At 71.0% G+C, this 25,350-nt stretch carries 29 protein-coding genes, 1 tRNA gene and 1 pseudogene; 19 read left to right on the top strand and 12 right to left on the bottom strand.

Going from position 1 to position 25,350, the window contains the following annotated elements; translation table 11 throughout:
• Positions 1-14 precede the first annotated feature (14 nt).
• Positions 15-1,247, bottom strand: coding sequence for an XRE family transcriptional regulator (locus tag AB0C84_RS10225; RefSeq protein ID WP_361063586.1), 1,233 nt, complete (start codon positions 1,245-1,247; stop codon positions 15-17).
• A 163-nt stretch (positions 1,248-1,410) separates the two neighbouring features.
• Entirely contained in the window at positions 1,411-1,788 is a 378-nt protein-coding gene (locus tag AB0C84_RS10220) for a winged helix-turn-helix domain-containing protein (RefSeq protein ID WP_361063583.1), read from the bottom strand.
• 111 nt (positions 1,789-1,899) lie between these two features.
• Between AB0C84_RS10220 and AB0C84_RS10215 the strand changes: the two genes are divergently transcribed.
• From AB0C84_RS10215 to AB0C84_RS10130, 18 genes and pseudogenes are all read left to right on the top strand, one after another.
• Positions 1,900-2,046, top strand: a complete 147-nt coding sequence (locus AB0C84_RS10215) for a hypothetical protein (protein WP_338741956.1) — start codon at positions 1,900-1,902, stop codon at positions 2,044-2,046.
• Positions 2,047-2,157: 111 nt separating this feature from the next.
• Positions 2,158-2,475 carry a WhiB family transcriptional regulator gene (locus AB0C84_RS10210; protein WP_361063579.1) on the top strand — a complete coding sequence of 106 codons (318 nt, stop codon included), beginning with the start codon at positions 2,158-2,160 and terminating at the stop codon, positions 2,473-2,475.
• Position 2,476: 1 nt separating this feature from the next.
• Positions 2,477-3,145, top strand: coding sequence for an NUDIX domain-containing protein (locus AB0C84_RS10205; protein WP_361063576.1), 669 nt, complete (start codon positions 2,477-2,479; stop codon positions 3,143-3,145).
• Positions 3,142-3,420 carry a hypothetical protein gene (locus AB0C84_RS10200; protein WP_361063573.1) on the top strand — a complete coding sequence of 93 codons (279 nt, stop codon included), beginning with the start codon at positions 3,142-3,144 and terminating at the stop codon, positions 3,418-3,420. Before AB0C84_RS10205 ends, AB0C84_RS10200 begins: the two co-directional genes overlap by 4 nt.
• The gene (locus AB0C84_RS10195) at positions 3,417-3,818 is read left to right on the top strand and encodes an RRQRL motif-containing zinc-binding protein (RefSeq protein ID WP_361063570.1); all 402 of its coding nucleotides are present in this window, start codon (positions 3,417-3,419) and stop codon (positions 3,816-3,818) included. Before AB0C84_RS10200 ends, AB0C84_RS10195 begins: the two co-directional genes overlap by 4 nt.
• Positions 3,819-4,056: 238 nt before the next feature.
• Complete coding sequence (locus AB0C84_RS10190; RefSeq protein ID WP_361063567.1) at positions 4,057-5,142, top strand: hypothetical protein; 1,086 nt, start codon at positions 4,057-4,059, stop codon at positions 5,140-5,142.
• On the top strand, positions 5,139-7,337 hold the full coding sequence (locus AB0C84_RS10185; RefSeq protein ID WP_361063564.1) for a hypothetical protein: 2,199 nt from the start codon (positions 5,139-5,141) through the stop codon (positions 7,335-7,337). Before AB0C84_RS10190 ends, AB0C84_RS10185 begins: the two co-directional genes overlap by 4 nt.
• Before the next feature lie 170 nt (positions 7,338-7,507).
• A complete protein-coding gene (locus AB0C84_RS10180) occupies positions 7,508-8,224 on the top strand; it encodes a hypothetical protein (RefSeq protein ID WP_361063561.1) in 717 nt (238 codons plus the stop codon).
• A gap of 50 nt (positions 8,225-8,274) precedes the next feature.
• On the top strand, positions 8,275-8,577 hold the full coding sequence (locus AB0C84_RS10175) for a hypothetical protein (RefSeq protein WP_353833823.1): 303 nt from the start codon (positions 8,275-8,277) through the stop codon (positions 8,575-8,577).
• Between the two features lie 141 nt (positions 8,578-8,718).
• The gene (locus tag AB0C84_RS10170) at positions 8,719-9,075 is read left to right on the top strand and encodes a hypothetical protein (RefSeq protein ID WP_361063557.1); all 357 of its coding nucleotides are present in this window, start codon (positions 8,719-8,721) and stop codon (positions 9,073-9,075) included.
• 23 nt (positions 9,076-9,098) lie between these two features.
• Positions 9,099-9,509 (top strand): annotated as a pseudogene (locus tag AB0C84_RS10165) (DNA cytosine methyltransferase); the annotation flags it as partial.
• Positions 9,490-10,038 (top strand): hypothetical protein, encoded by a 549-nt coding sequence (locus AB0C84_RS10160; protein WP_361063769.1) that lies wholly within the window; start codon positions 9,490-9,492, stop codon positions 10,036-10,038. The pseudogene AB0C84_RS10165 and the gene AB0C84_RS10160, both read left to right, overlap by 20 nt.
• Before the next feature lie 23 nt (positions 10,039-10,061).
• On the top strand, positions 10,062-10,229 hold the full coding sequence (locus AB0C84_RS10155; protein ID WP_361063766.1) for a hypothetical protein: 168 nt from the start codon (positions 10,062-10,064) through the stop codon (positions 10,227-10,229).
• Positions 10,226-11,050, top strand: coding sequence for a hypothetical protein (locus AB0C84_RS10150; RefSeq protein ID WP_361063554.1), 825 nt, complete (start codon positions 10,226-10,228; stop codon positions 11,048-11,050). Before AB0C84_RS10155 ends, AB0C84_RS10150 begins: the two co-directional genes overlap by 4 nt.
• Positions 11,047-12,006, top strand: coding sequence for a bifunctional DNA primase/polymerase (locus AB0C84_RS10145; protein WP_361063551.1), 960 nt, complete (start codon positions 11,047-11,049; stop codon positions 12,004-12,006). The genes AB0C84_RS10150 and AB0C84_RS10145 overlap by 4 nt, the downstream gene beginning before the upstream one ends.
• Positions 12,003-13,568 carry a hypothetical protein gene (locus AB0C84_RS10140; RefSeq protein WP_361063548.1) on the top strand — a complete coding sequence of 522 codons (1,566 nt, stop codon included), beginning with the start codon at positions 12,003-12,005 and terminating at the stop codon, positions 13,566-13,568. The genes AB0C84_RS10145 and AB0C84_RS10140 overlap by 4 nt, the downstream gene beginning before the upstream one ends.
• A gap of 349 nt (positions 13,569-13,917) precedes the next feature.
• Positions 13,918-14,139 carry a DNA-binding protein gene (locus tag AB0C84_RS10135; RefSeq protein WP_361063545.1) on the top strand — a complete coding sequence of 74 codons (222 nt, stop codon included), beginning with the start codon at positions 13,918-13,920 and terminating at the stop codon, positions 14,137-14,139.
• Positions 14,140-14,204: 65 nt separating this feature from the next.
• A complete protein-coding gene (locus AB0C84_RS10130) occupies positions 14,205-15,323 on the top strand; it encodes a site-specific integrase (protein WP_361063542.1) in 1,119 nt (372 codons plus the stop codon).
• Between the two features lie 96 nt (positions 15,324-15,419).
• Here the strand turns inward: AB0C84_RS10130 and AB0C84_RS10125 are convergent.
• Positions 15,420-15,492 (bottom strand) — tRNA-Asn (locus tag AB0C84_RS10125).
• 143 nt (positions 15,493-15,635) lie between these two features.
• Here AB0C84_RS10125 and AB0C84_RS10120 point away from each other — a divergent pair.
• Positions 15,636-15,899: a YtxH domain-containing protein gene (locus AB0C84_RS10120; RefSeq protein WP_179843081.1), complete on the top strand. Its 264-nt coding sequence runs from the start codon at positions 15,636-15,638 to the stop codon at positions 15,897-15,899.
• Here AB0C84_RS10120 and AB0C84_RS10115 read toward each other — a convergent pair.
• The 9 genes from AB0C84_RS10115 to AB0C84_RS10075 form a co-directional block, all read right to left on the bottom strand.
• A complete protein-coding gene (locus AB0C84_RS10115; protein WP_361063539.1) occupies positions 15,896-16,390 on the bottom strand; it encodes a hypothetical protein in 495 nt (164 codons plus the stop codon). The genes AB0C84_RS10120 and AB0C84_RS10115 overlap by 4 nt on opposite strands.
• Positions 16,391-16,407: 17 nt before the next feature.
• Positions 16,408-17,727 (bottom strand): hypothetical protein, encoded by a 1,320-nt coding sequence (locus tag AB0C84_RS10110; protein WP_179843083.1) that lies wholly within the window; start codon positions 17,725-17,727, stop codon positions 16,408-16,410.
• A 357-nt stretch (positions 17,728-18,084) separates the two neighbouring features.
• Positions 18,085-18,924 (bottom strand): TrmH family RNA methyltransferase, encoded by an 840-nt coding sequence (locus tag AB0C84_RS10105; protein WP_361063535.1) that lies wholly within the window; start codon positions 18,922-18,924, stop codon positions 18,085-18,087.
• A 109-nt stretch (positions 18,925-19,033) separates the two neighbouring features.
• Complete coding sequence (locus tag AB0C84_RS10100) at positions 19,034-19,858, bottom strand: HAD family hydrolase (protein WP_361063532.1); 825 nt, start codon at positions 19,856-19,858, stop codon at positions 19,034-19,036.
• Entirely contained in the window at positions 19,855-20,967 is a 1,113-nt protein-coding gene (locus AB0C84_RS10095; RefSeq protein WP_361063529.1) for a cysteine protease StiP family protein, read from the bottom strand. The genes AB0C84_RS10100 and AB0C84_RS10095 overlap by 4 nt, the downstream gene beginning before the upstream one ends.
• Positions 20,964-22,307 (bottom strand): phosphoribosyltransferase family protein, encoded by a 1,344-nt coding sequence (locus AB0C84_RS10090; protein WP_361063526.1) that lies wholly within the window; start codon positions 22,305-22,307, stop codon positions 20,964-20,966. Before AB0C84_RS10090 ends, AB0C84_RS10095 begins: the two co-directional genes overlap by 4 nt.
• 11 nt (positions 22,308-22,318) lie before the next feature.
• A complete protein-coding gene (locus tag AB0C84_RS10085; protein WP_361063523.1) occupies positions 22,319-23,506 on the bottom strand; it encodes an HpcH/HpaI aldolase/citrate lyase family protein in 1,188 nt (395 codons plus the stop codon).
• 72 nt (positions 23,507-23,578) lie between these two features.
• The gene (locus AB0C84_RS10080; protein ID WP_258938752.1) at positions 23,579-24,157 is read right to left on the bottom strand and encodes a TerD family protein; all 579 of its coding nucleotides are present in this window, start codon (positions 24,155-24,157) and stop codon (positions 23,579-23,581) included.
• 51 nt (positions 24,158-24,208) lie between these two features.
• Positions 24,209-25,339: a DUF475 domain-containing protein gene (locus AB0C84_RS10075; RefSeq protein WP_258938751.1), complete on the bottom strand. Its 1,131-nt coding sequence runs from the start codon at positions 25,337-25,339 to the stop codon at positions 24,209-24,211.
• Between the last annotated feature and the right edge of the window lie 11 nt (positions 25,340-25,350).

The following is a 25,350-nucleotide window of genomic DNA, read 5'->3' as shown; positions in this document are numbered from 1 at the left end:
GGGGATCGCTACACCTACGCCGCGATTCTTAGTTGGCGAAGGAGATCAAGATACTCGACTACAGCGGGGTGATCCGCTGACTGGCCAACGAGAGTGTCCGCCAACTCCTGAGAAACCATGAGCAGGGACGGCAACGACTTACGGTCGCCCTCTAGCGCCCGACTGCCCATGGCAACTGCCTGCTCTATATCGCCCTCTCTAGCAGCAACGACGCCGAGCGTGACACGAGCCTCAGCATTGCGCATGGGGCTGCGCTCGGCGCCGTTAGCTTCGGTTCCTGCCCTAAGAACCTCAGACGCATATGCCTTCGCCAGACGATCCTCGGTTGCGAGGAGCCGATAGCAGTCCATGGTATAGAAGTCGAACTTGGCAGGGTCGACAACGAAATGGTGATCCAGGTTGTCTGGGTAAGGCAGCTCCTCCAGCAGCGCCCTGCCCTGGTCTAGTGCGATCTCAGTCTGTCGCCGATCGCCGAGTCGGGCCCACGCCTTTGCTCTTTGGCCTGCAAGTTGAACGGCAACACTGTGATTCGGTGCCACTGCCTCACCGGCTTCCGCAGCCGCGATCACTCCCCGATAGTCGCCCTTGGTCAGAGAGAACCATGCGCGCATTTCATGCGCCCACCCACTGATCTCGCTTGCCCCGGACTCCTCCCCCAGGGTCAGCGCGGCCCGTCGAGTTGCTTCGGAGTTCCGATCATTGGCGTCGTATTCGACGCATCCAACGAGAAGCGCGAGCATCCCGGAAAGCGCAAGGATCTCGCGATGCTGCGAGAGCGTTGTTCGACGGTCCAGCAGGCCGGTAATCCGGCGCAACCACTGACGCCCTTCCACAAGGAGGTTTTCGGGGGGCAGGTATGGATACTCCGAACACAAGCGATCGACCGTGACGCGTAGCCCGTCGAGGGTCGCATCGTCAACATTGCTTGTGCGCAGCCGAGTAACGATCTCCAACGTGTCCATGCCTGCGACGCTGAGCAGCTCAGCTTCCGAGTCGCGGCGCCCCGGCTCTGGCCCGAATATCGCTGCGGTGACGGTTCCGTATGTCTTGGCGACTAGAGGCCGATAGAAATCATCGGGTCGCGTCTCGCCTGCCTCCCACCGCCGGATGGTGCGAAGCATGCTCGCATCGGAGGGAAGTTCTTGCTTGGCGTGAGCCCGTAGCGCCGCCACGAACTTCGGTTGGGACCACCCGCGCGCCTCCCGCTCTGCGCGAATGCGGCGGGCCCAGTCCGGTCGATCGTCCATGTGGGATCTACCTCCTTACCGCCCAGTGTGCAGGGGAAACGGCCACTGGCACGAGGGGCTGACAGGGGGTTGTCAGCCCCCAAGCCAGCTATGCGCGCATGCGGGTCGTCGCGATTTTTGAAGCGTGAACAGCACAGCACCCGCCACCCAGCGCCGAACTGGCTCATCGCTCCTCACCCTTGTTGGGGAAGCGAGTCAGCAAGCCGGCCACCGCATCCTCTGTGACCGAGAGAACCCGCCGCGCTTCTCGAAGCTGACGCTGTACCGCTACCAGTTCAGCCGCCAGTTCGGGCCCGTCGCCGGTCCCGGCGGGCTCCCTCACGAACGCTCCGCTGGTTCCTCTGATCTCTACAAGCCCTTCGCTCTCCAAGATGCGCACGGCTGCGGCGGCTGTGTTGCGAGCGAGGCCGTGTGTCTCGGCGAGCTGCCGATACGAGGGCAGGCGTGCCCCCGGCTGGTAGCTCGAACCCTCTTCGATCTCCGCGCGCAGCCGCCTCGCGAGCTGGCGGCTTGCAAGTCCTTCGTCATCCCGAGTCGCCACGACCTCACGGTACCCGAGTGTCTTGCGACAAGGGCTTGACGGATCCAGCTCACGTCCTTACTGTCATGGGACAAGACAGCTTGTCGCAAGACAAGCGGAGGTAGGTCATTCATGTTTCCGCAGCAGTCCAGCAAGATCCCGCAGTGGCTGGCCGGTGTGGCGGTCATCATCTTCGCCGTCAACAACCCCGAGAAGGCCGCTGACCTGGTCAACAAGGTCATTCACGCGATCACGACGTTCTCGGGCTCGCTGGGCTAATCCGCGATGACCGCGACCTCTCCTCTGTCCAAGCGGCCCCGGCGCTCAAGCCACCAAGCACACCGCCGAGGGCCGCGACCCGAACCGATCACGACCCGCATGGAGGACCGCATGTCTGTCGATCCGTCCGCGATGTCGCTGGTAGACCTGGTGACCGAACTGGGGACGCGCGGCGACTGCCGGCACGACCCGGACCTGCACATGGGCCCGGACGCGTTCGAGGACGAGCCGCTCGCCGAGCGTCTGGCCCGTCAGGACGTGGCCCGCGAGGTGTGCGAGGGCTGCCCGGTGTGGGCCCTGTGCCTGGACTACGCGCTGCGGATCCGCCCCACGTTCGGCGTGTGGGCGGGCTACCTGCCGCGCGAGCTGGCCGCGCTCCGGCGTGAGGCCCGCGCCCTGCTGGCGTCCGAAGTGGAAGAGGCCGCCTGACATGAGCAACCGCACCTACACCCATTCCGACGTGCTGACCATCGGTGTCCGCGACGGCTGGGCCGACCCGGAGACCGACCCCACCCGGATCGACTGGAGGGCGCGTCAGGCGTCCGCTGCGATCCCGTTCGCGGTTGTCGACGGGCGCCCGGTCAACCCGTGCGAGAAGACCGCGGTGCGCTACGGCCGCAACGAGTTGGGGCACTGGGGCGAGGCGCTGGCTGCCGATGCGCTGGTGTCGGTGTACGACCCGACTGGGCGCCGGTGGATCCTCATGGTGGAGCGTGCGGACGGGCACGGCTGGGCACTGCCCGGCGGCCACGTCGACCCTGGCGAGACCCCGACCGCCGCCGCCGCGCGGGAGTTGGAGGAGGAGACCGGGCTCGCGCTGCCTGCCTCGTACTTCTCGGCTGGCATGCCGCGGTACGTGCCCGACCCGCGCGCCTCGGATGAGGCGTGGATGGTCACCGTGCTTAGCACGGCCCACCTGGGACGCTTCGGCCGCCTGGGCTTCCCGCGGGTGGCCGGCGCCGATGACGCCCGCCGCGCCGAGTGGGTGCCGGCCTCCTCCTACAACGTTCTTGTCGCCGTGCTGGCCGAGGTCTATGGCGGCAAGGTGTTCCCCGCGCACGTCGGCATGCTCCGCACGATGCTGGGGGTGGCCCGATGACCGCCGTCCTGCTCATGCTGTCCGCGCTCGCGGCTGTGGCGTGCTGGGTGTGCGCCTCCCCGGCGCGGCTCGCGGTCGCCGGTGGGGCGCTGCTGGTCACCCACCCCGCGCCGACGTTGGCCCTCACCGCTCTGGTGATCGTCGGGCTGACGGTCGTCTGCGGTGTGCTGGTCTACCGGTCGCTGCGTGACGGGGGCTGGCACCTGGTCACCGTGTGCCGCCCGAACCTGGCCCCGGCTCTCAGCCCGGCGCCGGCGGGGGGTGGGGTGCGATGACCCGCCGCCGTAGCTCTGCGCGGTTCTTCGACCCGACCGGCGTCCGGCACGGGATCCCCACGTGGCCGTGGCGGATGGCCCCCGAGTACCTGCGCACGCTCCGCCAGCTCGCCGCCGAGGGGCTGCGTCCGGGCGGTCAGGAGATCGCCGGACAGGTGCTGTGGAACTCCCGCCGTTACAACGCGCCCGGTGGGGTGCGCGCCGCATACCTGTACGACGTCCGTCTGGCGTTGCCCAAGCGCGTCCCGTCCGAGCGGCAGTGCGCAGCCCTGGGCAAAGCGCTGGCCGCCCGCCGGTTCTGCCCGACCTGCCGATGCGACGTCGGATACGTCTTGCCCCGCCACCTCGGCGAGTGCCTGGACTGCGCCGACGAGACCGGGACGGAGGCGGCGGCATGAACACCACTACGTCCGCCCCGTTGCCCGCCGTGCTACCGGCGCCGCGCCGCCTGCTGGGTCCGGGTGCCCTCAAATGCTGCCCGACCTGCCGGACCCCGTTGGACGGCGGCCCGGTGCGCTTCCGCTGCGAGCCGTGCGGCCAGTCGGTGATGGCCGCTGACCTCGACACCGAATACCGCCCTGGCTCGGTGCCCAACCCGGCCCGCGCCGCTAGCCACCACGACGGGAGGGACCGGCGATGACCACGACCTACGACCCGCCCCAGCACACCGCCAACGGCCACCAGGGCGCGGGTGGGTTCGGCCCGGCGTCCGACTCGACGGCCGGGCGCGGCGAGTACGGGCGGCCGGTGCAGGTGTTCAACCTGCGATACCTGCCGGGCTTCATGGCCCGTCGCCGCGGTCCCGGCGCCGAGGGTGAGGCGCTGGCCGAGGGCAGTGACCGTGCCGGCGGCTGGCTGCTGGCGGTGGCCAGTGTCCTGCTTCTGCTGCTGGCCGCCGCGCAGGGGTACGTCTCCTACCGCGCGCAGTACGCGTTCGTGCACGCCGAGAAGGGCGAGCACACCGCATCCATGCTGGAGGCCCTGGGGCTGGACGCCGCCGCGGTCATCTTCGCGCTGCTGGCCCTGGCACAGGCCCGGCTCGGCCGTCCGGCGGTCGCCGAACGCGCGCTGAACCTGGCGTGCGTGGCGGGGTCGCTGTGCATGAACGCGCTGTCCGCCGACCCTGGCTCGGCCAAGTCGGTGGCCGCGTGGGTGATGCCCGCCGCGCTGTACGCCGCCGCATCGGACCGGCTTATCGCCGTGGTGCGTCAGCGCGCTTTGTCCGGCCGCGACGGCGCCGACGAGTCCTCGCCGTTGGCCGCCGCCCGCGGCACCGCCCTGTGGACGCTGCGGTTCGGGATGGCCCCGGTCAGCACCGTGCGCGGCTTCCGTGCGTGGGTGCTGGACGAAGCCCCCGTCGCCCCCGGCCGCCGCGCCCTGCCGAGCCGCCCGGACCTGCCCGCATTGCCCGCGCCCCGCGACACCGGCCGCGACAGCACGGGCGACGCCGAGGGCGACACCCGCCGCGACAGCAGGGGCGAAGGGAAGGGCGACGGGAACCGCGACACGGCACGCGACGGCGACCGCGTCAGCAGGTCGCGGCGGCCTCGGCCCCGGCGTCGCACCGGCGGCGCGACCACGGCCGACAAAGCGCGTGCGCTGCTGGCCGCCGAGCCGTCGCTGAGCGGTGCTGAACTCGGCCGCCGGTTGAAGGTCACCCCGCGGACCGGGCAGCGCCTGCACGCCCAGATCACCGCCACCGAGGGAGGGACCCAGTCATGAGCTTCAGCAAGCCCATGGGCGAGGTGGTACGTCTGCCCGTCCCCAACAACACCGCCCCTGCCGACACCGACGAATTGGCGCCCGGCATCGACGCCGCGCCGGACGGTGCCGAGGGCGCGTACCCCGAGGGTGCCGCGGACGTGGACACCTCCTTTGAGGTCCAGCTCGACCCCGGCGCCGATCCCGACGCCGAGGGCGTACCGGTCGATGACGGGGTCGGGTACCTGCTGGACGACCCCGAGGGCGACGCCTACCCGGTCATCCCGCACCACCTGCGCAGCCTCGCCGGGGTCGGTGAGGCGATCGGGCGCCACACTCGCCGCGCGGCGCACCGGCTGGCCTTCCACGCGATCCGCGCGCCCCGTTACCTGGCGCTGGCCGGGGTGTGGGGCGCGGTCGGGGTGTGGCGGCTGATCGACCGGCAACTGTCGTGGTGGTGGGTGTCGGAGAACGACTACCTTCGCTCCCTCGCTGTTGCTCAGGGCGATTCGCGCGAGTGGTACAAGCTGCACCGCGAGGTCAAGGAGACCCGCCGCGTCCGGGGCACCATCCTGGCCGGGCAGGCCGCCGCGGTGCTGGCCGGTGGGCTGCTGCTGGTGAAGTTCGCGCCGTGGTGGGGGTGGGCCGCAGTCGCCGCCGTGGCGGTGCCGTGGCTGGCCCACTTCGGCCGCCCCGAGGACCATCCGATCATCGCCCCGGCCACGACCGTGCCGCGGTTCCGGCTGCTCAACCACGACGTGGTGCTGCGCGCCTACTACTCCGCCGGCCTGGGCCACCCCGACAAGATGAACGAGCAGGTCACCTTCGAGACCACCATGTCCCGCACCAAGGAGGGTGAGGGGTCGCAGGTCAAGGTGGTGCTACCGCACGGCACCGGGTTCGATGCCGTGGTCAAGGCCAAGGACAAGCTCGCCTCCGGCCTGGACGTGGCGCCCTCGCAGGTGTACCTCACCCATGACCCGACGAGTCACCGCCGCCACACCCTGACGGTGATGGACCGTGACCCCCTGGCCGTCCCGGCGGGCAAGACGCCGCTGCTGGACTGCAAGCGCCGCAACATCTGGCGTCCGGCGCCGTTCGGGCTGGACGAGCACGGCCGCAAGGTCGCCCTCGGGCTGTTGTGGATCTCGATCCTGATCGGTGCGCAGCCCCGCAAGGGCAAGACGTTCTCAGCGCGTCTGCTGGCCCTGTATGCGGCGCTGGACCCCTCGGTGCGGCTGTCGGTGGTGGACGGCAAGAACTCCCCGGACTGGAACAAGTTCGCGATGGTCGCGTACCACTTCATTCGCGGCACCGTGCCCAACCGTGCCGGTGACCCCGTCCGCCAGTTCATCGCCGCACTCGCCGAGATCAAGCAGCACATCATCGACACCAACGACTTCCTGTCGTCCCTGTCGGTCGAGGAGTGCCCCGAGGGCAAGCTCACTGAGGAACTGTGCCGCAAGTACCCCGAGCACCTGTTCATCTGGATGCTGGTGGTGGAGGAGTTTCAGAACTACTTCGAGCTGCCGGACCAGGACGACAACAAGGAGATCGCCGAGCTGCTGTCGTTCATCCTGGCGGTCGGGCCCTCCTCGGGGGTTGTGCTGCTGTCGTCCTCGCAGAAGCCGTCCGGGGTCGGTGCCGGTGACGTGCAGCGGCTGTTCAACCGGTACCGCGACAACCACGCCGTGCGGTTCGCGCTGCGGTGCGGCAACCGCAACGTCTCCGACGCCATCCTCGGCGGAGACGCCTACTCCGAGGGGTTCGACGCCTCCGCGCTGCCGGTCGGCAAGCCCTACCTCGGCGTCGGCTACCTCTACGGCGCCGACGACCACACCCCGACCATCCGCACCCACCTGGCCGACCACGGCGACGCCGAGAAGATCCTCACCGCCGCCCGCCGGATGCGTGAACGCGCCGGCACCCTGAACGGCTACGCCGCTGGTGAAGACACCGGCGTACCCGACCGCGACGTGATGGCCGATGTGCTGGCGGTGTTCGGCGCCGACCCCGGCCTGCACTGGACCGAGCTGGCCGAACGGCTCGCCGGCCAGTTCCCCGACCGGTGGGCCGACGCCACCGCCGACGCCGTCTCGGCGCAATGCCGGGACCTGGGGGTGCCCAGCGTGGACGTTAAGCGCGGCGGAGTCACCCGCAAGGGATGCCGCAAGCGGGACGCCAAAGCCGCCACCGACGGCACCGCCGCGGGCTGACCCGCCCGGCTCCGGCCACAGATCCGGGCCGCTACCTGGTAGCGGCACCGCTACCTGCCCGACCTGCGAAGACGTCGCTACCCGCTACCTGCCGCTACCCGCACACAGCCTCTGACCTGCCCGGTAGCGGGTAGCGGCCCCCGGCCCCACACCCACGATGCGAGGACCCCATGGCCCTGAAGATCCAGGTACTCAAGTGCGGACGCTGCGGCAAGCCCCGCGGGCTGACCCACACCTGCGTCACCCGCATGGACCGCCGCGCCAAGCCCGGCAAGACACGCCTCAAGCCCCGCGTCACTGCGACATGCCGAACCTGCGGCAAGCCTCGCGGCCTCAACCACACCTGCCAGATCTCGACCGACTTCAAGAAGCGCAAGGCCGCCGCCGCTCGCCGTGAGGCGGCCGAACGCAAGCGCCGGCAGGCCGCCCGCCGCAAGGCCGCCGCCGCGGCCCGCCGCAAGAAGACCGCCACCAGGCCCCGCAAGCCCACCGCGGCCAAACCCCCCACTAAGACCACCCCGGCCAAGGCGCCCGCGGGCAAGGCGGGAGCGGGCAAGGCCGCGCACGACTACCGCACCTGCAACGACACCGACTGTCCCCGCTACGCCTGCCAAGCGTGGAAAGAGGCATACGCCGAAGCGATGGCCATCGGGCTGGAAGACGGATACCAGCAGGGCCACGAGCAAGGCCGCCGCGAAACCTCCCACCAGGCCAGCGGCATGCCCGCCAACGAGAAGCAGATCAAAGCGCAGGTCGCCGCGGACTTCGCTGAGGACAACGTCCGCGAGGACGAGATCCTCCTCAAGCCCAACGGCGACATCGTCATCGACCGCCGCAAGACGGTCGCGTGGGCTCAGCCGGTGGTCATCGGCCGGTGGAAGCCCTAGCCCGCAGATCACGCAGCACACCCGACGACCGCGCCAGAAGGAGAACCCCGATGGTCACCCTGCTGCTGCTCGCCATGGCCGGATCCGCGCTGTGGGCGGTCAGCGTCTACGCCTACCCGTTCCGCCCCTGCCGCCGCTGTGAGGGGACCGGCCGCAAGCACGGCAGTACCCGCCGCAGGTTCGGACCCTGCAACCGGTGCGGCGGCACCGGCCGCACCCAACGCCTCGGCTCCCGCACCGCACACCGCACCGTGCTGTCAGTCCGCTCGGAGATGGCCAAGGAACGCCAGCGCAAACGCGACCGCAAGGCCACCGACCGCGCCACCCACCCCCGCCGCCTCCACGACCACTGACCAGCCCCACGAGCCACCCGAAGGAGGACGTCAAGCGGCCCCCGGCGCCAAGCCACCAAGCACACCGCCGAGGGCCGCACCCCAACCGATCACGAACCCGACCGGCCCGAAGACCCGCCGAGCCCTAGAAGAGGCACGCCCATGATGACACCCAATCCGCCCGAACTCCCGCCAGTCGAGCAATGGCCGATCATCACCGCCCCCGACTGCCCCCTGTGCGACCGCCCCGCCGACGTGGTGTACATCGGCCCGGCCAGCACCGCCGCCGGAAAGGCGGTCACTTGCTGGCAGTGCCGCGCCTGCCGACACGACTGGATCATCCGGGCCCACCACTGGCCCGTGCAGGACGGCCCCGACTGCCCGTACTGCCTCACCGAGGTCACCTGCTGGGCCGCGCTCGCCCCCGACACCTCCGGCGACTTGTGGACCTGCCACAACGGTCACGAGTTCTTCCTGACCCCCGAGGGACTGATCATCCTTCCCGAGGACGCCGCGTGACCCGCCCGCTGTCCCTGGGGTCGATGTGCACCGGCTATGGCGGGCTGGACCTAGCGGTTTCCGCCGTGCTGGACGTCGAGCCCGCGTGGGTCGCTGACCCCGACCCGGGCGCCGCCGCGATCCTGGCCCACCACTGGCCCGGCGTCCCCAACCTCGGCGACATCACCGCCGTGGACTGGACGACCGTGCCAGCCGTGGACGTGGTGGCCGCCGGGTTCCCCTGCACAGATCTCTCGCTTGCCGGTGCCGGTGCCGGGATCAAGGAAGGAACCCAAAGTGGCCTCTGGCTCGTCATCGCCGCCGCCCTCGGTGTACTACGACCTCGGCTCGTCGTGCTGGAGAACGTGCGCGCCATCGTTGCTCGACGACCGGGGCTCGATCGTGTCCTCGCCGACCTTGCCCACCTCGGGTTCAATGCGGAGTGGACGTGTCTCCGAGCATCGGACGTCGGCGCTCCCCACCAGCGGTGGCGGTGGTTCCTGCTGGCCTGGCCTGCCGACGCCCCGCGCCCGCGACTCCAAGGGCCGCGGCTACTCCGATGGCCTTCCGGCGGTGGTGGAACTGCTGCCCACCCCTACCGTGTCGGAGACCAACGGGACCGGCCCGCCGGGCAACCCCCGCAACGACACGCTACGGGCCCGGGTAGCGCTTCTGCCGACCCCTCGGGCATCCGTGAACGAGAACCGGCAGACCCGCCGCACCCCGTCGCAGGAAGCGGGCACCCACGGCCTGAACCTGGCCGCCGAGGTGTGCAGCCTGCTGCCGACCCCACGGGCGACCGACGGGACCAAGGGCGGCCCGAACCAGCGCGGGACCTCCGGCGATCTGATGCTGCCCTCGGCGGTGGCCCGCATGTCGACTGGGGCGCCTACCGGCCCGCCATCGACCGATGGGCCCGCACCCTCGGGCGGCCAGCTCCTACTCCCCGGCTGCCCACCGGACGCGGCGGAGCCGACCAACTGAACCCCGCATTCGTCGAGTGGCTCATGGGCCTCCCCGCCGGCCACGTCACCGCCGTGCCCGGCCTCACCCGCAACGCCCAGCTCAAAGCCCTCGGCAACGGCGTCGTCCCCGCACAGGGCACCGCCGCCCTGGCCGCCCTGCTGGCCCGCCTCACCCCCGACCGCCCACTGCCCGATGGGAGAGCGGCATGACCGTGCTCGCTACCGAAGGTGTGCCGCTGTTCTACCTGGGCGCCCATCAACCGCACTGGCTGTGGAAGGCGCACTTCCCGCTGTTCGTCTCGCACCGCCAGCTCGCACGTAAGGCGCGGCTGCGGCGCGCGGTGTGCCGGTGGGCGCTGGACTCGGGCGGGTTCACCGAGTTGTCGCTGCACGGCCGGTGGATCACCACGCCCGGCCAGTACGCCGAAGCCGCCGCCCGCTACGCCGAACACCTGGGCATGCCGGACTTCCTGGCACAGCAGGACCTGATGTGCGAGCCATTCATGATCGAACGAACCGGGCTGAGCGTGCGCGAGCACCAGGACCGGACCGTGGCCAACTACCTGGAGTTGCGGGCGCTCGCCCCGCACCTGCCATGGCTGCCCGTCGTGCAGGGCTGGGCGCTGCCGGACTACCTGCGCTGCGTTGAGTTGTACGCCGCCGCGGGTGTGGACCTGGGGGCGCTGCCGCGGGTTGGTCTGGGGTCGGTGTGCCGCCGCCAGTCCACCGCCGAGATCGGTCACATCGTCGCCACCCTCTCAGGGCTCGGCCTCAAGCTGCACGGATTCGGCGTCAAGTCCGGCGGGTTGCAGCGCTACGGCCACCTGCTGGGCTCCGCCGACTCCATGGCCTGGAGCTACAGCGCCCGCCGACTACCGCCCCTGCCCCAGTGCCGCGGGCACCGCAACTGCGCCAACTGCCTGACTTACGCCACCCAATGGCGCACCCGCCTACTGACCGGCCTCACCACCCGCGGCTACCAAACCGACCTGTTCGCCCTGCCATCGCTCGACGAGGGGACAGCAGCATGACCGACCCCGCCCCATCGCCCGTCCCGTCGCGGGCCCGGTCGTGTGTTCCGCTGCGGCCCGACGCCGCGGCGCTGGCGCGCTACGCGCTGGCCGCCGCCGCGCGTGGCTGGCACGTCTTCCCGCTGGCCCCCGGCGACAAGGAACCGCCCCACGGCGTGCGGTGGACCAAGACTGCGACCACCGACCCGGAGGTGATCCGGCGTATCTGGGCGCGGCGCCCCTACAACATCGGGATCGCCTGCGGTCCCTCTGGCCTGCTGGTGATCGACCTGGACATGCCCAAGCCCGGCGAGAGCCCGCCGTCCCGGTGGGCGCTGCCCGGCGTCAACGACGGGGCCGACGTGTTCGCGATGGTGTGTGAGCAGGCCGGCCAGCCGATGCCGTTGGAGACCTTCCACGTCCGGACCCGGCGCGGCGGGTCTCACCTGTACTTCGCCGCCCCGGACGGCGTCCGGCTGACCAACACCTCTGATGACCGCGGGAACGGGCTGGGGTGGAAGGTCGACACCCGCGGCGACGGCGGATACGTCGTCGGCCCCGGCTCCTTCGTCGACCTCCCGGACGGCACCGGCGCCTATGACCCGATCCACACCCCGGCCCCGGCGCCGCTGCCCCGCTGGCTCGCCGAACGGCTTCGACCCGCGCCGCTGCCGCCGCAAGAGCCGGTCACGGTGCGCCTGGCCACCGGCAACCGCGGCGCCTACCTGAACAAGGCAATCACCGCCAGCCTGAACGCGATCGCCGACGCCCCCACGGGGCGTCGCAACGCCACCCTGTACGGCGCCGCCGTCGCCCTCGGCCAGCTGGTGGCCGGAGGCGCCCTTGACCCCGACGACACCCAGCTACTGCTGATCGCTGCCGCCGTGCGCGCCGGGCTGGCCACCGGGCCCGCCCGCCGGACCATCCGGTCCGGGTTCCGCGCCGGCACCCAACGCCCCAGGAGCGTCCCCGCATGACCAGCAAGCCGCCCCTGCAAGCCGGATCCGGCCCCGAGACCATCCGCGTCCTGAAAGCCGCGCTCGCCAGCAACTCCCTGCCCGACACCTACGTTTCCGCTGGCTCCCTGGTCCACATGGAGACCGTGTCTGGCGGCCAGACCTCCCCGGCCGCCGACGAGGACTCGCCGCTGCCAGTCACCGCGAGCCCGGTCACCCCGGCCACTCTCGCGGGCCTGCTGGCCGAACACGCCTACGTCTACCGGGTCCGGTCCCGCCGGACCGGCAACGGCGGAACCGAGACCTTCGAGGAGGAAATCACCCCGCCTCGCGACATCCTGGCCTCAGTGCTGGCCGGCAAGACCTGGCCCGGCCTGGCACCGCTGCGCGGCGTGATCGGCGCCCCAGTACTCCGCCGAGACGGCACCCTGCTGCAACGCCCCGGCTACGACCCCGCCACCGGCCTGTACCTGGCCTCCAAAGTCGCGCTGCCGCCCGTTCCCGATCGGCCCACCCCCAAGCAGGTGGCGGAAGCCCACGACTTCGTGCTGAATCGGTTCCTGCGCGACTTCCCGTGGTCCAGCGCGGCCGACCGCGCCAACTATGTGGCGCTACTGGTCACGCCGATCCTGCGGCACTTCACCCGGTCCCTGACCCCGTTCGCGTTGATCGACGCGACCATGCCCGCCTCTGGAAAAAGCATCCTGACCGGCGGGCCCGGCATGCTCTACGGGCAGCGGGTCATGCCCTGGGCCTACGCCGAAGAGGAACTCCGCAAGTCCATCACTGCCGTGCTGGCCGAACAGGTCGGGGTGGTGGTGTGGGACAACCTCGCCGAAGGCACCGTCATCGACTCGGCCACCCTGGCCCTGCTCGTCACCGCGGGCGTTTGGTCGGACCGGCAGTTGGGTGCGTCCCGCAACATCGCCACCGTCAACGACCGGCTCTGGATGGCCACCGGGAACAACCTCCAGGTCGGTGGGGACATGGCCTCCCGCACCGTCCGGGTGCACCTGGACCCCAACATGCCGCGGCCCGAGCAGCGCGACCAATCCCGGTTCGGAATCCCGCACCTGGACCAATGGATCACCACCCCTTCCAATCAGCTCACCGTCCTGTGGCACCTGCTGGTACTGGTCCTGGACTGGACGCGCAACCAGGCGCCGCGCGCCGACACCGTCTCCATGCGGCAGTTCACCCCGTGGGCCCAAGCCCTCGGCGGGTTCCTGGCCCACCACGGCATCGAGGGGTTCCTCGCCAACGCCGCTCAGGTGCGTGACATCGACGAGGACGAAACCCGGTGGCGCGCGTTCCTGGCCTGCTGGCACGTCCTGCACGGCGCCGAACCGATGACCGCAGCCGACTTGCGCCGCTCTGGCGAACCCGACCGCATCGGCCTGGACGAACACGACCGGTGGGAAGGCCAGTTCATCACCACCCACACCGGCCGCCCGCCCAACGTGCTCGCCCTCGGCCGCCTACTCACCGGCCAAGTCGGCCGCTGGCGCGGCGACTACGTCGTCCGCTCCGCCAAGAACCACCGCGGCGACCGCAACGTGTTCTGGGTCGAGCACCATGACTGACCGCAGCGAGCCCCGAAAGACGCTGAAACATCTCCGCAATCCCCGCAACGCCGCAGAACCCGCCCTCTACCTGCAACGACGGATTGCGGAGACAGCCGACAGCGACAGAAGTCCATCTCCGCATCTCCGCAACCAGTGCGGAGATGAACCCCCGATTGCGGAGATGACCCCAGGACCACCCCACCCATCTCCGCACGCATCACCACAGGTCACGGCCACAACTGCGGAGATGCGGAGATGCGGAGATGTTTCAGCCCCTCCCGCACAGCACAGCGAACCGGCGCCGAGCTACCAAGCACACCGCCGGGACACCCCAACGACCGATCAGCGACGAAGGGCCCACTGCGAGATGGCCACGAGGAAGCCCAGTCCGGCCGAGCTGTACGGCCTCAAGCCCCTGTACAAGATCTCTGAACTGCCCGGCATCCTCCCGTTCAGCCGGAGCCGGATTTACGAGCTGGTTCGCGCGGGACGCATCCGCACCGTCACGGAGCACAGCGCCCGCCTCGTGCCCGCCAGCGCAATCGTCGAGTACATCGAACTACTGGAGAGAGAGGCCGAGGCCGCGTGAGCGGTAAGAAGCGACGTTCACCTGGTGAAGGCGGTCTTAGCTGGGACGCCGCCCGCAATAGGTGGGTGGCGTCCCAGACGATCGGCTATCAGCCCAATGGGCGCCGGATCATCGTCCGTGGCCGAGGAAAGACTCAGACGGAGGCGCTCAAGAAGCTCAAGGAGAGCTTGGCGCGCCGAAAGGAGAAGCAAGCACCGAAGGCAACTGCGGACGTCACGATTGCCGAAGCAGTCGGTGGGTTCCTGCGGTACGGGCTCATGGGGCGTGACGAATCGACCGTCACGAACGCGCGCAGCCTCGCCGAGCATCACATCACTCCGCAACTGGGGCACCTGACCGTGCGGGAACTCACCGCCGACGACTGCGAACGCTGGTTGGAAGGCCGTGCCGAGGTGCTCGCTACGAAGTCGCTTCGCGAAGTCCGGTCGGTGCTCAAGCGGTCCATTGATCGGGTGATGCGGCGTGACGAACGCGTGACGCGGAATGTCGTCCAGCTCTGCGAGGTGCCGACTGGCAAGCGCACCGGGCGACCGTCCAAAGCGCTCGACTTCGCCCAGGCGATGCGAGTGCTCGCCGCGGCCGAGCGTGCGCGGTCGGACATGCGCCAGTACGTCATCCTCGCTCTGCTCACCGGTGCACGGACGGAGGAACTCCGGAAACTCACCTGGTCGCATGTCGTCGCCTACGACAAGAGCCGCGGGCAGTGGCGCCCGGTGCATGAAGCGGGGTGGGAGCACGATGAGTTCGCCGTCTACGTCTGGCGCTCCGTCAGGGCGCGCGGCGACACCAAGACCAAAAAGTCCCGCCGCACGCTGAAACTCCCCCGGCGCTGCGTCGTGGCCCTGCGGGACCTCTGGGCGATTCTCCCCGAGCCACTCGACCCGGAGGCGCTGCTGTTCCCCGGCGAGGCCGGCGCCGTGCGAGGGGCGATGACCGTGCTCCGAGCGTTCCGCCGCGAGGTCATCGCGCCGGCGGGTCTGGATCCGGACGCCTGGACACCGCGCGAGCTGCGGCACAGCTTCGTATCCCTGCTGTCGGACAGCGGGATGCCGCTGGACAAGATCGCCCTACTGGTGGGCCACAGCGGAACGCAGGTCACTGAGAAGGTGTACCGGCAGCAGATCCGGCCCGTGATCCAGGACGGCGCGCAGGCCATGGATCTGATCTTCCCGAACCCCAACTAGGGCATCTGGTACTCGGTTCGGTACTCACTAGACGGGTCAGGCCCGTTTCCCTCGGTGGGAACGGGCCTGGTCTGGTGTAACGCTGAGGTAAGGAAGCTCCCGCGATTGGACTCGAACCAATAACCTGCCGGTTAACAGCCGGCTGCTCTGCCGATTGAGCTACGCGGGATCGTGCGTCCGCCGGGGTCTGGCGGCCCCTGGCGGCGGGTCTAGGTTAGCGCATGTCCGGGGCTGTTCGCGCACGCCTGGGGATTGAGGCGGCGAGGGCGGGTATAGGGGGTGTCACGATTCCGCCGTCAGTAGGAGTTGGACATGAAGGCTCGCACGATGTTCATGGCAGGCGCCGCGGTCGGCTACGTCTTCGGGACGAAGGCCGGGCGCGAGCGGTACGAGCAGATCAAGCAGCTCTCCAAGCAGGTGTCGGAGAACCCGAACGTGCAGGAGGCCGCCGGGAAGATCCGGTCGAAGGGTGAGACGTTCGCCGGGGCCGCGCGCGACAAGGCGGGGCACCTGAAGGACCGGGTGCCCGAGCAGGTCACGGGCGGCCGCAAGGAGGAGCAGCCGTACCCCGGCTAGAGGCCGGTCTGACGGCGCAGGTCTTCGAGGACCTGTTCGGCCTGGGCCCGCAGGCCCGGGTCGGACGGGTCGAGCCCGGCGTCGAAGACGAACGTCCAGCGCACATCGCCGCCGGCTGCGGGGCGCCGGCCGGCGATGCGCACCTTCCCGCCTCCGGGGAGGGTGGCCTGGTGGGTGACGGCGATGGTGGCGGTGACGCGCTCGCGGACGGTCTCGGGCACCGAGCCGGGGTCGGTGAGCCGGACGTGGTGCTCGGCGCCGCCGGAGGTCTCTCGGACGTGCAGCCAGCCGTCCTTCCAGGTGGCGTGGTCGACGCGTTCCCAGGGGACGCGGGTGAAGCCTCCCGAGGGCGTCGGCACGTGCAGGGCGAAGAGCGTGGCGGTGACGTGGGAGCCTCCGCGGGTGGGCGCCGCCGCGAGGACGCGTTCGCCGCGTTCCAGCGCGAGTTCGGCGCGGACCGCGGCGGGCAGGGGACCCCGGTTCAGGCGCATGCCCCCACGGTAGGCGATCAGGCCGCCTGGGGGGCGCGGCGGGCCCCGAGGAGATCGAGGACGAGGGCCGCCGACCAGGCGTAGTCGTGGCTGCCGCGGCCGGTGCCGTCGAAGGGGTCGAAGAACTCGCGGAAGCCGGACTGGCGGACGAGCCGCATGGTGGAGCCGTAGAGCAGGTCGGCGACGACGGGCAGGTCGTGGGCGAGGGCGCCGTACCAGACGAGCCAGTTGGTGCTGATCCAGGTGGGGCCGCGCCAGTAGCCGGCGCGGTCGAAGGCGGGGGCCTGGATGTCGCAGGTGGGGACGGGGTAGCCGGCGGCGCCGGCGAAGCGGGCCGACAGCAGCAGGTCGACGAGGTTGCGGACGATCGGGGCCGGCAGTTCGGGGTCCAGGAGCGGGCCGAACGAGCCGGCGGTGATGACGGGCAGCAGGCGGTCGTCGCGCAGGTCGCGGGCGCGGAAGCAGCCGGTGTCGGCGTCCCAGAGCCGGTCGAGGACGGCCTGGTGGACGCGCTGGGCGCGCTCGCGGTGCGGGACGGGGTCCGCGCCGATGATCTCGGCGATGGCGGCGAGGGCGTGCGTGGAGGCGAGGTAGACGGCGTTGACGAGGGGGTCCTCGACCGCGAACGGGTGGGCGTCGCGGAGGTAGCCGGGCCGGTAGGCGGCCTCCCGCATGAGCGCGACGAGCCGGACGTAGCGATCGTAGTCCTCGCCGGTCGGCAGCGCGTGGGGGCGCAGGCCGGGCGCGTAGGAGGACGGGGGCAGCGGGAGCGCGCCGAGGGGGCGGTCCCAGGCGGGGCTGTTGTCCAGGCCCGACTCCCACGGGTGGCATATGGCGATGAGGCCGCTGGAGTCGAGGTCGCGGCAGCGGGCCAGGTAGCCGTGCTGGGCGGTCAGCATCGGGTAGAGGCGGGCCAGGAACGCCCGGCTGCTCTCCCCGTCGGCGGCGCACTCGTGCAGGCGCAGGGCGCTGAGGGCGTGCAGCGGCGGCTGGGTGAGGGCGGAGGTGTGCACGCCGCGCGGGGCGTCCGGTTGCCTCTCGCTGCGCCACAGTTCGGGGCCGGGGAAGAAGGCGTGCCGGTCGAGGCGCGTGTTGAACACGATGTGGGGCAGCATCCCGTCCGCCCACTGGCCGCGGAACAGGGAGATCAGCTCGGCTTCGGCGCGGTCGCGGCGGTGGCGGGCCAGGCCCATGCTGATGAAGGCCGAGTCCCAGCTCCACTGGTGGGGGTAGAGGCCGGGCGAGGCGGCGGTGGCGTTGCCCGTCCAGTTCGCGTCGAGGACCCGGGCCGCGGCCTTCCACAGCGCGGTCTCGTCGCCGGTGAGACGGGAGCTCATGTGATCCAGGTGGCCTCCCCTGCGCGCGAGAAGGGTGCCCCTTGATTGTCGCCTCAGATCGCGGCCACGGCGACCCCTGGGACGGTGACGGTTCTCTACGGGGGCGGCCGGGACGCGGTGAGAATGCACCGTGCGGTCGGCGCGGCGGCCGTCCAGCGCCCGGCGGAGCTGCCCGGTCCTCGTGGTTCTGCCGGACGACTGCATCACGGCAGGACGAGGGGCACCTAGGGCCTCGGCCGCGCACGCGAACGCGTGACCTGCCCGGTGGAGCGAAGCCGAAGGCGAGCGGAACCGGGCAGATCGCGAAGCGATGCCGCGTTCGCCCAGGCCAGGTCACGTAGCGAGCCGCCAGGCGAGTTACGTGGGCCGGGACTTTGAAACACAGCCGCGTTGGCGGACGGCCTCGTACAGGGCGACCGTGGCGGCGCTGGCGGCGTTGAGCGAGCTGGCCGCGCCGCCGATCGGGATCCGCGCCATCGTGTCGCACCCCTGCCGCCAGCCGGCGCTCAGGCCGGCGGTCTCGTTGCCGATCACCAGGAGCACGGGGCCGGTCAGGTCCACCTCGGCGATGTCGGCGGTGCCGTTCTCGTCGGTGCCCACCACGGTGAGGGGGCGTCCGGCCTCCCGTTCCCGCCGTACCCAGTCCAGCACCTCGCCGTGGGAGCGGACGCGGACCACCGGCACGGCCAGCAGCGACCCGGTGGAGGCGCGCACCGCCTTGGGGTCGTAGGGGTCGGCGGCGTGCCCGGTGACGATCAGCCCCGCACCGCCGAACGCGTCCAGCGAACGCACCATCGTGCCGATGTTGCCGGGCCCCGTCGGCCGGTCGAAGACCGCGCCCAGGAACGAGGGGCCCACCGGGATCCGCGCCAGGTCGTCGTCCGGCAGCGCCACCACGGCGACCAGTTCGGGGACCTCCTGCTCCTTGCCGCTCAGCTCCCGCAGCAGCTCGGGCGCCATCGCCACCCGCTCGCCCCCGGCCCGCTCCAGTATCCCGGCCGCCCACCGCGACGGCGGCCGCTCGGCGTCGTAGATCAGCGCCCGGATCGGCCGGCCGCGCTCCACCGCCAGGCTGATCGCACGGACGCCCTGCACCAGGAACTCCCCGGCCCGCTGCCGCTTGTTCCGGTTCCGCAGCAGCGCCTCCCACTGCTGGAACCGCGCGTTGGGCCGCGAGACCCGCAGCACATCCCCCACCAAACGCTCCAGTCCTTGCATTCCGCCCAGCGAACGACCCAGTCTTCCATGAACCGGTCCAGGGGCGGGCACCCCGCGCCCTCCTCGAACGGCACTCGGTACGGCGCCGCTACCGGTGGGTGGACGTCCGCGGTGCCGCGGCCCGGGCCAGGAGCCAGTGCGCGATCTCCTCGCCCGCGGCGACGCCCCGCGCGGCGGTGACGGCGGTGGCGGGGGCCGTCCAGCCGGTGTCGTGCAGTTCGCCGTGGGCGGGGCGGATCGACAGGTCCGCGGCCGCCAGCAGTTCGGCGTCCAGGAGCGCGTCGCCTGCGGCGAGCAGGGTGGACGCGCCGGCGCGGCGGGCGACCTCCCGGGCGGCGGCGGCCTTGGTCAGGCCGGTGGGCAGGCAGTAGACCTTGCGGCCCTGGAGGGACGTCCGCCAGCCGCGTTCGGCGCACCAGCCGGTGAGGTCCTCGACCCAGCCGGACGGCAGCGCGGCCCGGTCCACGACCGTGTAGGCGAACAGGTCGGAGGCGGTGCGCCGCTTGAGGACGAAGTCGCCGCCGTTGCGCGAGAGGTGCCGTTGGACGTCCGCGAGCGGGGCGCATCCGTCGGCGATCCTGTTCCGGACGGCCGCCGCCCAGGCCGGGTCGTCCTCGCCGTCCACGAGGATGTGGCCGCCGTTCGCGCAGATGGCGTAGGGGGGCGGCTTCTCCAGGAGGTGGACGCGCCGGTACTGCTCGGGGGTGCGCGTCGTCGTCGGGACGAACGTTGACGCCGTCGCGAGTGCCTCCAGTGTGCGCGCGGACGCTTCGGTCATGTACGAGAGCGGTGCGCCCTGGTAGAACTCCACGCACAGCAGGCGCGGCATGGTCTCGTCTGGGCCTTCCAGAGCGAAGGCCGCGGTCGAGTAGATGAGCGTGCGGTCGAGGTCGGAGCACACCAGGACGGTCACTGCACGGCCCCCTTGCCGAACCGGGGATGGATGAATCCCATGCACGCGTAGGGGAACCGGCCGGGCTCGACCTCGTGGACGGGCACGTCGCGTTCGCGGGCGAGCAGCCTGATGTGGGTCACTTCCGGACCGGCGTCGGCCCGCACGAGCACCTTCCAGGGGACGCGCCTCAGCAGCACGCGCGTCGTCTCTCCGATCCCCGGCTTGACGAGGTTCAGGTCGTCGATGCCTTCCGCCTCGGCGCTGCGCCGGACGGCCTCCCATCCCGACCAGTCGGGCGTGCGGTCGGCCGCGCGGAGCTGCGGCAGGTCCTTGGCGACGCGTTCGGCCACGTGCGCGAAGCGCGCGCAGACAGCGTCGACGAAGACGCCCGACACGTCGTCCGGGGCCAGATCGGCGTAGAACTTCGCACCGTGGAAGTCGCCGGGCCCGATGAGGGAGTCGTTCAGGACCGTCCGGCTCACCAGGCCCGACACGGTCGAGTTGAGGCAGGCGGACGGGATGAGGAAGTCGTCCCGGGTGCCGTAGAGGGACGTGCACCGTCCCGGATCTGCCAGCACGGCGAGATCGGACGGGAACGGATGCTCGGCCAGGGCGGCGGTCAGTTCCTTGGTGATGGCGCCCTTGCCCGTCCAGCCGTCCACGAACATCACGGACGCCGGGTCGTGGTGCTCGTTGAGGTACCGCAGGGCGACCGTGTCGATGCCCCGGCCGCGGACGATGCTGACCGCGTAGTGCGGGACGTCGAGGCCGTGCGCGTACCGGGCCCAGCGCCGCATCAGGATGCCGACGGGCGTCCCGGCGCGCGCCAGCGACACCAGGACGGCGTCCGGGCCGCGCTCGGCGAGGATCATCTCGGTGACGAGCCCGGTCGCGTAGGCGAGCCGTTCGGCGGACGCCTCCAGCGCGTCGTGGAAAAGCCGCCGGTACTCCGGGCCCGGCTGGTATTCGACCGGGAGCGACTCGGCGTAGTGCGCCCGCCCCGACTGGATCGCGGCCTCGCGTTCCTCCGTGGGCGCTTCGAGCCGCGCGTGGGAGAGGTCCTTGAGCAGCCAGGCGACGTCCTCCGCCGGGTAGCTGCCGAAGGATGGCCCGTACAGCGGCTTCACGGTGCCCTCCTGTAGGACGGGATGGTGGCGACCGTCACGGGGGCAAGCGCGCGCAGCCGTTCCAGTAGGCCGTCGACGAGCTCCGTGGTGTCGCCTACGTCGTCCACCGCGAACACGATCCGGTCGAAGGGGCGTTGGCCGGCCCCAGGGGCGACGTTGTAGGCGTACCGCTCCCCTGGCCCATCGGCCGGGTCGTCATGGGACGGGAATACGAGGCGGGTTCTGATGGCGTAATCAGGGTCGTCCACGGCGAGTACGGGGGAACGCGTCGTCGTGGAGTAGCGGACGTCCACATCCGGCCGGGCGTCGGCGAGCGCTTCCGCGAGGCGCAGTGGCGCGTACATCAGCTCTTCGAACCCGAGGACGAGGACACGGGAGGCTCCTCCCCCAAGGCCGGCGGCAAGGACGTCGCCCATCCGGGCCAGTTCCTTCTCCAGCCGCGTCCGGTGCTCGGGGAGGAACCCGTGGCGTCCACCGTCCGGCACTGCGGTCGGCCATTCCAGCTCGACTCGGGAGACCTCGAACGCCGGTCCCTCCTGGGGAGCGAAAGGCGGAGACGATATCCCGGCGACGAGCGCCCTTCCTGCCTCAAGGACGCCCTCTGGGAGATCGACCCGTCCCCCGGCCAGAGCCACCGCGTCTATGCGGGTCCCCAGCCGCACGGCGAGATCGTCCATTCGAGCCCGGTCGGCAGGGGCACGCAGGTCGACCAGGGCCGCCAGCACGTAATGGCTCCTGGGACGAACGGCATGCAGGGCCTCGATGGTGTTCAGCACCGTCCGGCCGGTGGAAAGCTCGTCGTCCACGAGAACCAGCGGCACGTCGCGGTCGAGTGGGGCGCTATCGGCGGGCAGCAGCAGGTGACTCGTGGCGTGGCTGTGCTCCTCCTCGAAGCCGCCGTAGGTGGCGAAGCCCTCAACGGGGCGCCGCGTGGAGTGCAGGTAGTACGCACCGCCCAACGCGTCCGCCACGGAATGCCCCAAGGCTGTCGCGGTCTCGGCGTAACCCAGCACGATCGCGTCCACGGGGTTCTGCGGGACGCGCATGAGGTCACGTAGTGCGGGGGCGGCGTTCGGCTCGCCGCGCAGCCCGTCCAGGAGAAGCGAACCGGGACGGGACGGCTCAACGGCGCCCAGGCAGGCGCGCACAAGCTCGCCCAGAAGCAACCCCGACCCGTACACCAGGCGCGGATCGGTCGGCACGTGCTTGCCCAGCACCGCGGACACCAGCAGATGCGCACGCTTCGGGTTGCGGCGCACGGCGAGCCCCACGAGCGACGAGAGCCCGGCGCCCGCCGGCCGCGCGCCGTCCACGAGACGAACACCCAGACGCGAACCCACCCAGGAACTCGTCACCGGCTGTCCGCCGCTTCCAGCAGCTCGACGAACGTGACGCCCTCCGCCGCCACCCCGAACACCCGGGCGCGCAGCATCAGCCGCTGCGCCCACGCGCGGTGCGGCTTGGCCTCGTTCATCTTGTTGGCGTAGGAGCTGGCCATCGCACCGCCCCCGGCGACGCCCAGGATGTCGGCGGCGTCGCTGTACTCCTCGTGCGTCACCACCGACAGGGCGTGGACGGCCGCGACATGGCTCGGATGGATGACGGTCTTGCCGGTGAGACCGTTCGCCTTGTCCAGGTGGACCTCGCGGATCAGCCCGTCCAGGTCGGAGGTGATGAGCCGCTGCCGCAGCGGCGCGGCGCGCTGCCGATCGAACGGCGACTGCCGCAGCTGCGGCTTGAACATCCGCTCCCCCTGCGAGAAGTACTCCCACACGGGCCCGGTCACCACGTGGCCGGTGCCGTCGGCGCGGCCGAGGATGTTGACCACGTCGCAGATCACGCCCGCGACGGGCCCGATGTCGTAGATCGTCAGGTCGGGCGGGCGCCGCAGCCCGTACGCGGCGGACATGTCGGTCGCCCCCAGCCGGACGGCGAGGATCCGCGACCGGTGCTTGGCGAGGAGGCGCGCCACGTCGTGCAGCATCTCCGCGCGCGTCTCGGCGTACACGGCCTCCGGGCTCTCGATCACCGGCATCGCCAGCAGCCGGAGCCCGGAGCGGTCGGCCGCCTCCTCCAGCGCGTCCAGGAACGCTCCACCGCCGGACGCGGTGAACTTCGGCAGCACGAATCCGGTGACGAGCTCCGCCGCGGCGCCGAGCCGGCCGACCAGGTCGCCGATCTGCCGCGGGTCGCGGACGCGGACGAACAGCAGCGGGACCTCCGCCCCGTCCGCCCCGGAGGCGCCGTCCGCCCCGGAGGCGGTGTGCAGCGCCCGCAGATGCGCCACGAGGTTGGCCTCGCCGGCCCCGACCTCGTCGTCGGCGATCGCGTCCTCCAGGCACACCACCATGCTCATCACGCCCCGCCGCGCCGCGCGCTCGATGTCGGCGGCGAGGGCGGGTCGTGTGGCCGGGCAGTACAGCGTCGCGCCGAGCGCGACCGCCAGCACGTCCGGGTCGTCGTGCCGGCCGAACGGGCGCGGATGCCGGTAGAACAGGTGCTTACGACGCGCGGCGTCGATATGGTCGAAATGCCGCATTTACCCCTCGTCAGACGGTGCTCTCGACGGGGGGCGCGGGGGGTCGCCCCCGGGCGGACGGGCCGCGCCGGATCACAGGTGCGTCGCCACGGCGGGGAGCAGGTGCTGGAACGTGCGGCCGGTGGCGGTCGCCCCGATCGCCGTCATCGACCAGCCCTGCCCGTCCCGCGACACCTTGGCCATGATCTGCGCGTTGTGCTGCCCGGCGCCGCTCAGGTCATAGCGCGCGATCTCCTGGCCGGTGCTCTCGTCCACCAGCCGGCAGAACGCGTTGGCGATCTGGGAGAAGTCCTGGCCGGTGAAGGAGTTCACCGTGAACACCAGCTGGACGACGCCCGCCGGGACGCTCTGCAGGTCGACGTTGATGACCTCGTCGTCGCCCTCGCCCTCGCCGGTCAGGTTGTCGCCGGTGTGCTGGACGGAGCCGTCCTTGCTGCGCAGCTGCCGGAACCACACCTGGTCGGCGAGGTTGCCGGACGCGTCGAACAGCAGGCACGAGGCGTCCAGGTCGATGGACTGCGGCTTGCCCTTGCCGAACAGCCCCTTCTTGGCGACGGCGTCCCAGCCGAGGCCCATCTTGACTCTGGACAGGGTGCCGCCGCCCGGCTTGGCCAGCGAGACCTTCTGCCCCTTCTGCAGCGATATGGACATCGTCGGTACCTCCGGTGATCGATGTGCGTCGCGGGGTCGAGGTGACGCCGGTCAGACCTGGCTGGAGTGCAGCGGCCGCCCGCCGCCCGCGGTCCCGTCGGGAGAGTCCCCGTCCTGGCCGCGGTTGCGGACGACGGAGCTGGCGAACGCGGCGATGATCAGCCCGGCGCCGAGGCCGCCGGTGATCCACTCGGGCACGTGGTGGCCGATGCTCACCAGCATGCAGACCGCGAGGGCGCCGATCGCCCAGTGCGCGCCGTGCTCCAGGTAGACGTACTCGTGCAGGGTGCCCTTGCGGACCAGGAACACCGTCAGCGACCGGATGTACATGGCGCCGATACCGAGGCCCAGCGCGATGACGATCGGGTCGGTGCTGATCGCGAAGGCGCCGATGACGCCGTCGAAGCTGAACGAGGCGTCCAGCACCTCCAGGTACAGGAACAGGAAGAATCCCGCCTTGCCCGTGGCGAGGGCCAGGGAGCTCGGCCCGGACCGCCCGCCGCCCTTCACGGCCTCCGCGCCGTCCTTGGCGTCGTCCTCGTCCTCGTCGTCGTCCTCGCTCGCCTCGGAGAACAGCTCGCCGAGCCCGTTGACCAGGATGTAGGTCACCATCCCGAGCACGCCGGCGATCATGACGCTGCCCGGGTCGGAGGCCGACAGCCACGCCACGAGCGCCAGCGAGCCGCCCGCCACCACGACCGACAGCTGGTCCAGCTTGCCGATGCGGGCGAGCGGCCGCTCTAGCCACGGCAGCCACTTGTCGGCGCGCTCCTCGAACACGAAGTCCAGGAACAGCATCATCAGGAACATGCCGCCGAACGCCGCGATCATCGGGTAGGCGTCGTTCATCAGCTGGTGGTAGCGGTGCGAGTCGTTGAGGGCGAGGTCGAACGCCTCGACCGGGCTCAGCTTGGCCGTGATCCCCACGATCAGCAGGGGGAAGACCAGCCGCATGCCGAACACGGCGATCGCGATGCCGACGGTGAGGAAGATCTTCTGCCAGAAGGCGCTCATCCGGTCGAGCACCTTGGCGTTCACCACGGCGTTGTCGAACGACAGCGAGACCTCGAGGACGGCCAGGACGGCGACCAGGGCGAGCCCGGTCGGTCCGTCGTAGAGCAGGGCGAGGAGCAGGCCGACGACCGTGACGCCGAAGGACCACCCGAAGGTGCGAAGAATCATGCGCGTATTTC

Source organism: Actinomadura sp. NPDC048955 (assembly GCF_040649435.1).
In the GTDB taxonomy this organism is placed as follows: Bacteria; Actinomycetota; Actinomycetes; order Streptosporangiales; family Streptosporangiaceae; genus Spirillospora; species Spirillospora luteofluorescens.
Note: the sequence above shows the minus strand (reverse complement) of the source record. Positions and strands in the feature narration are given on the sequence as shown.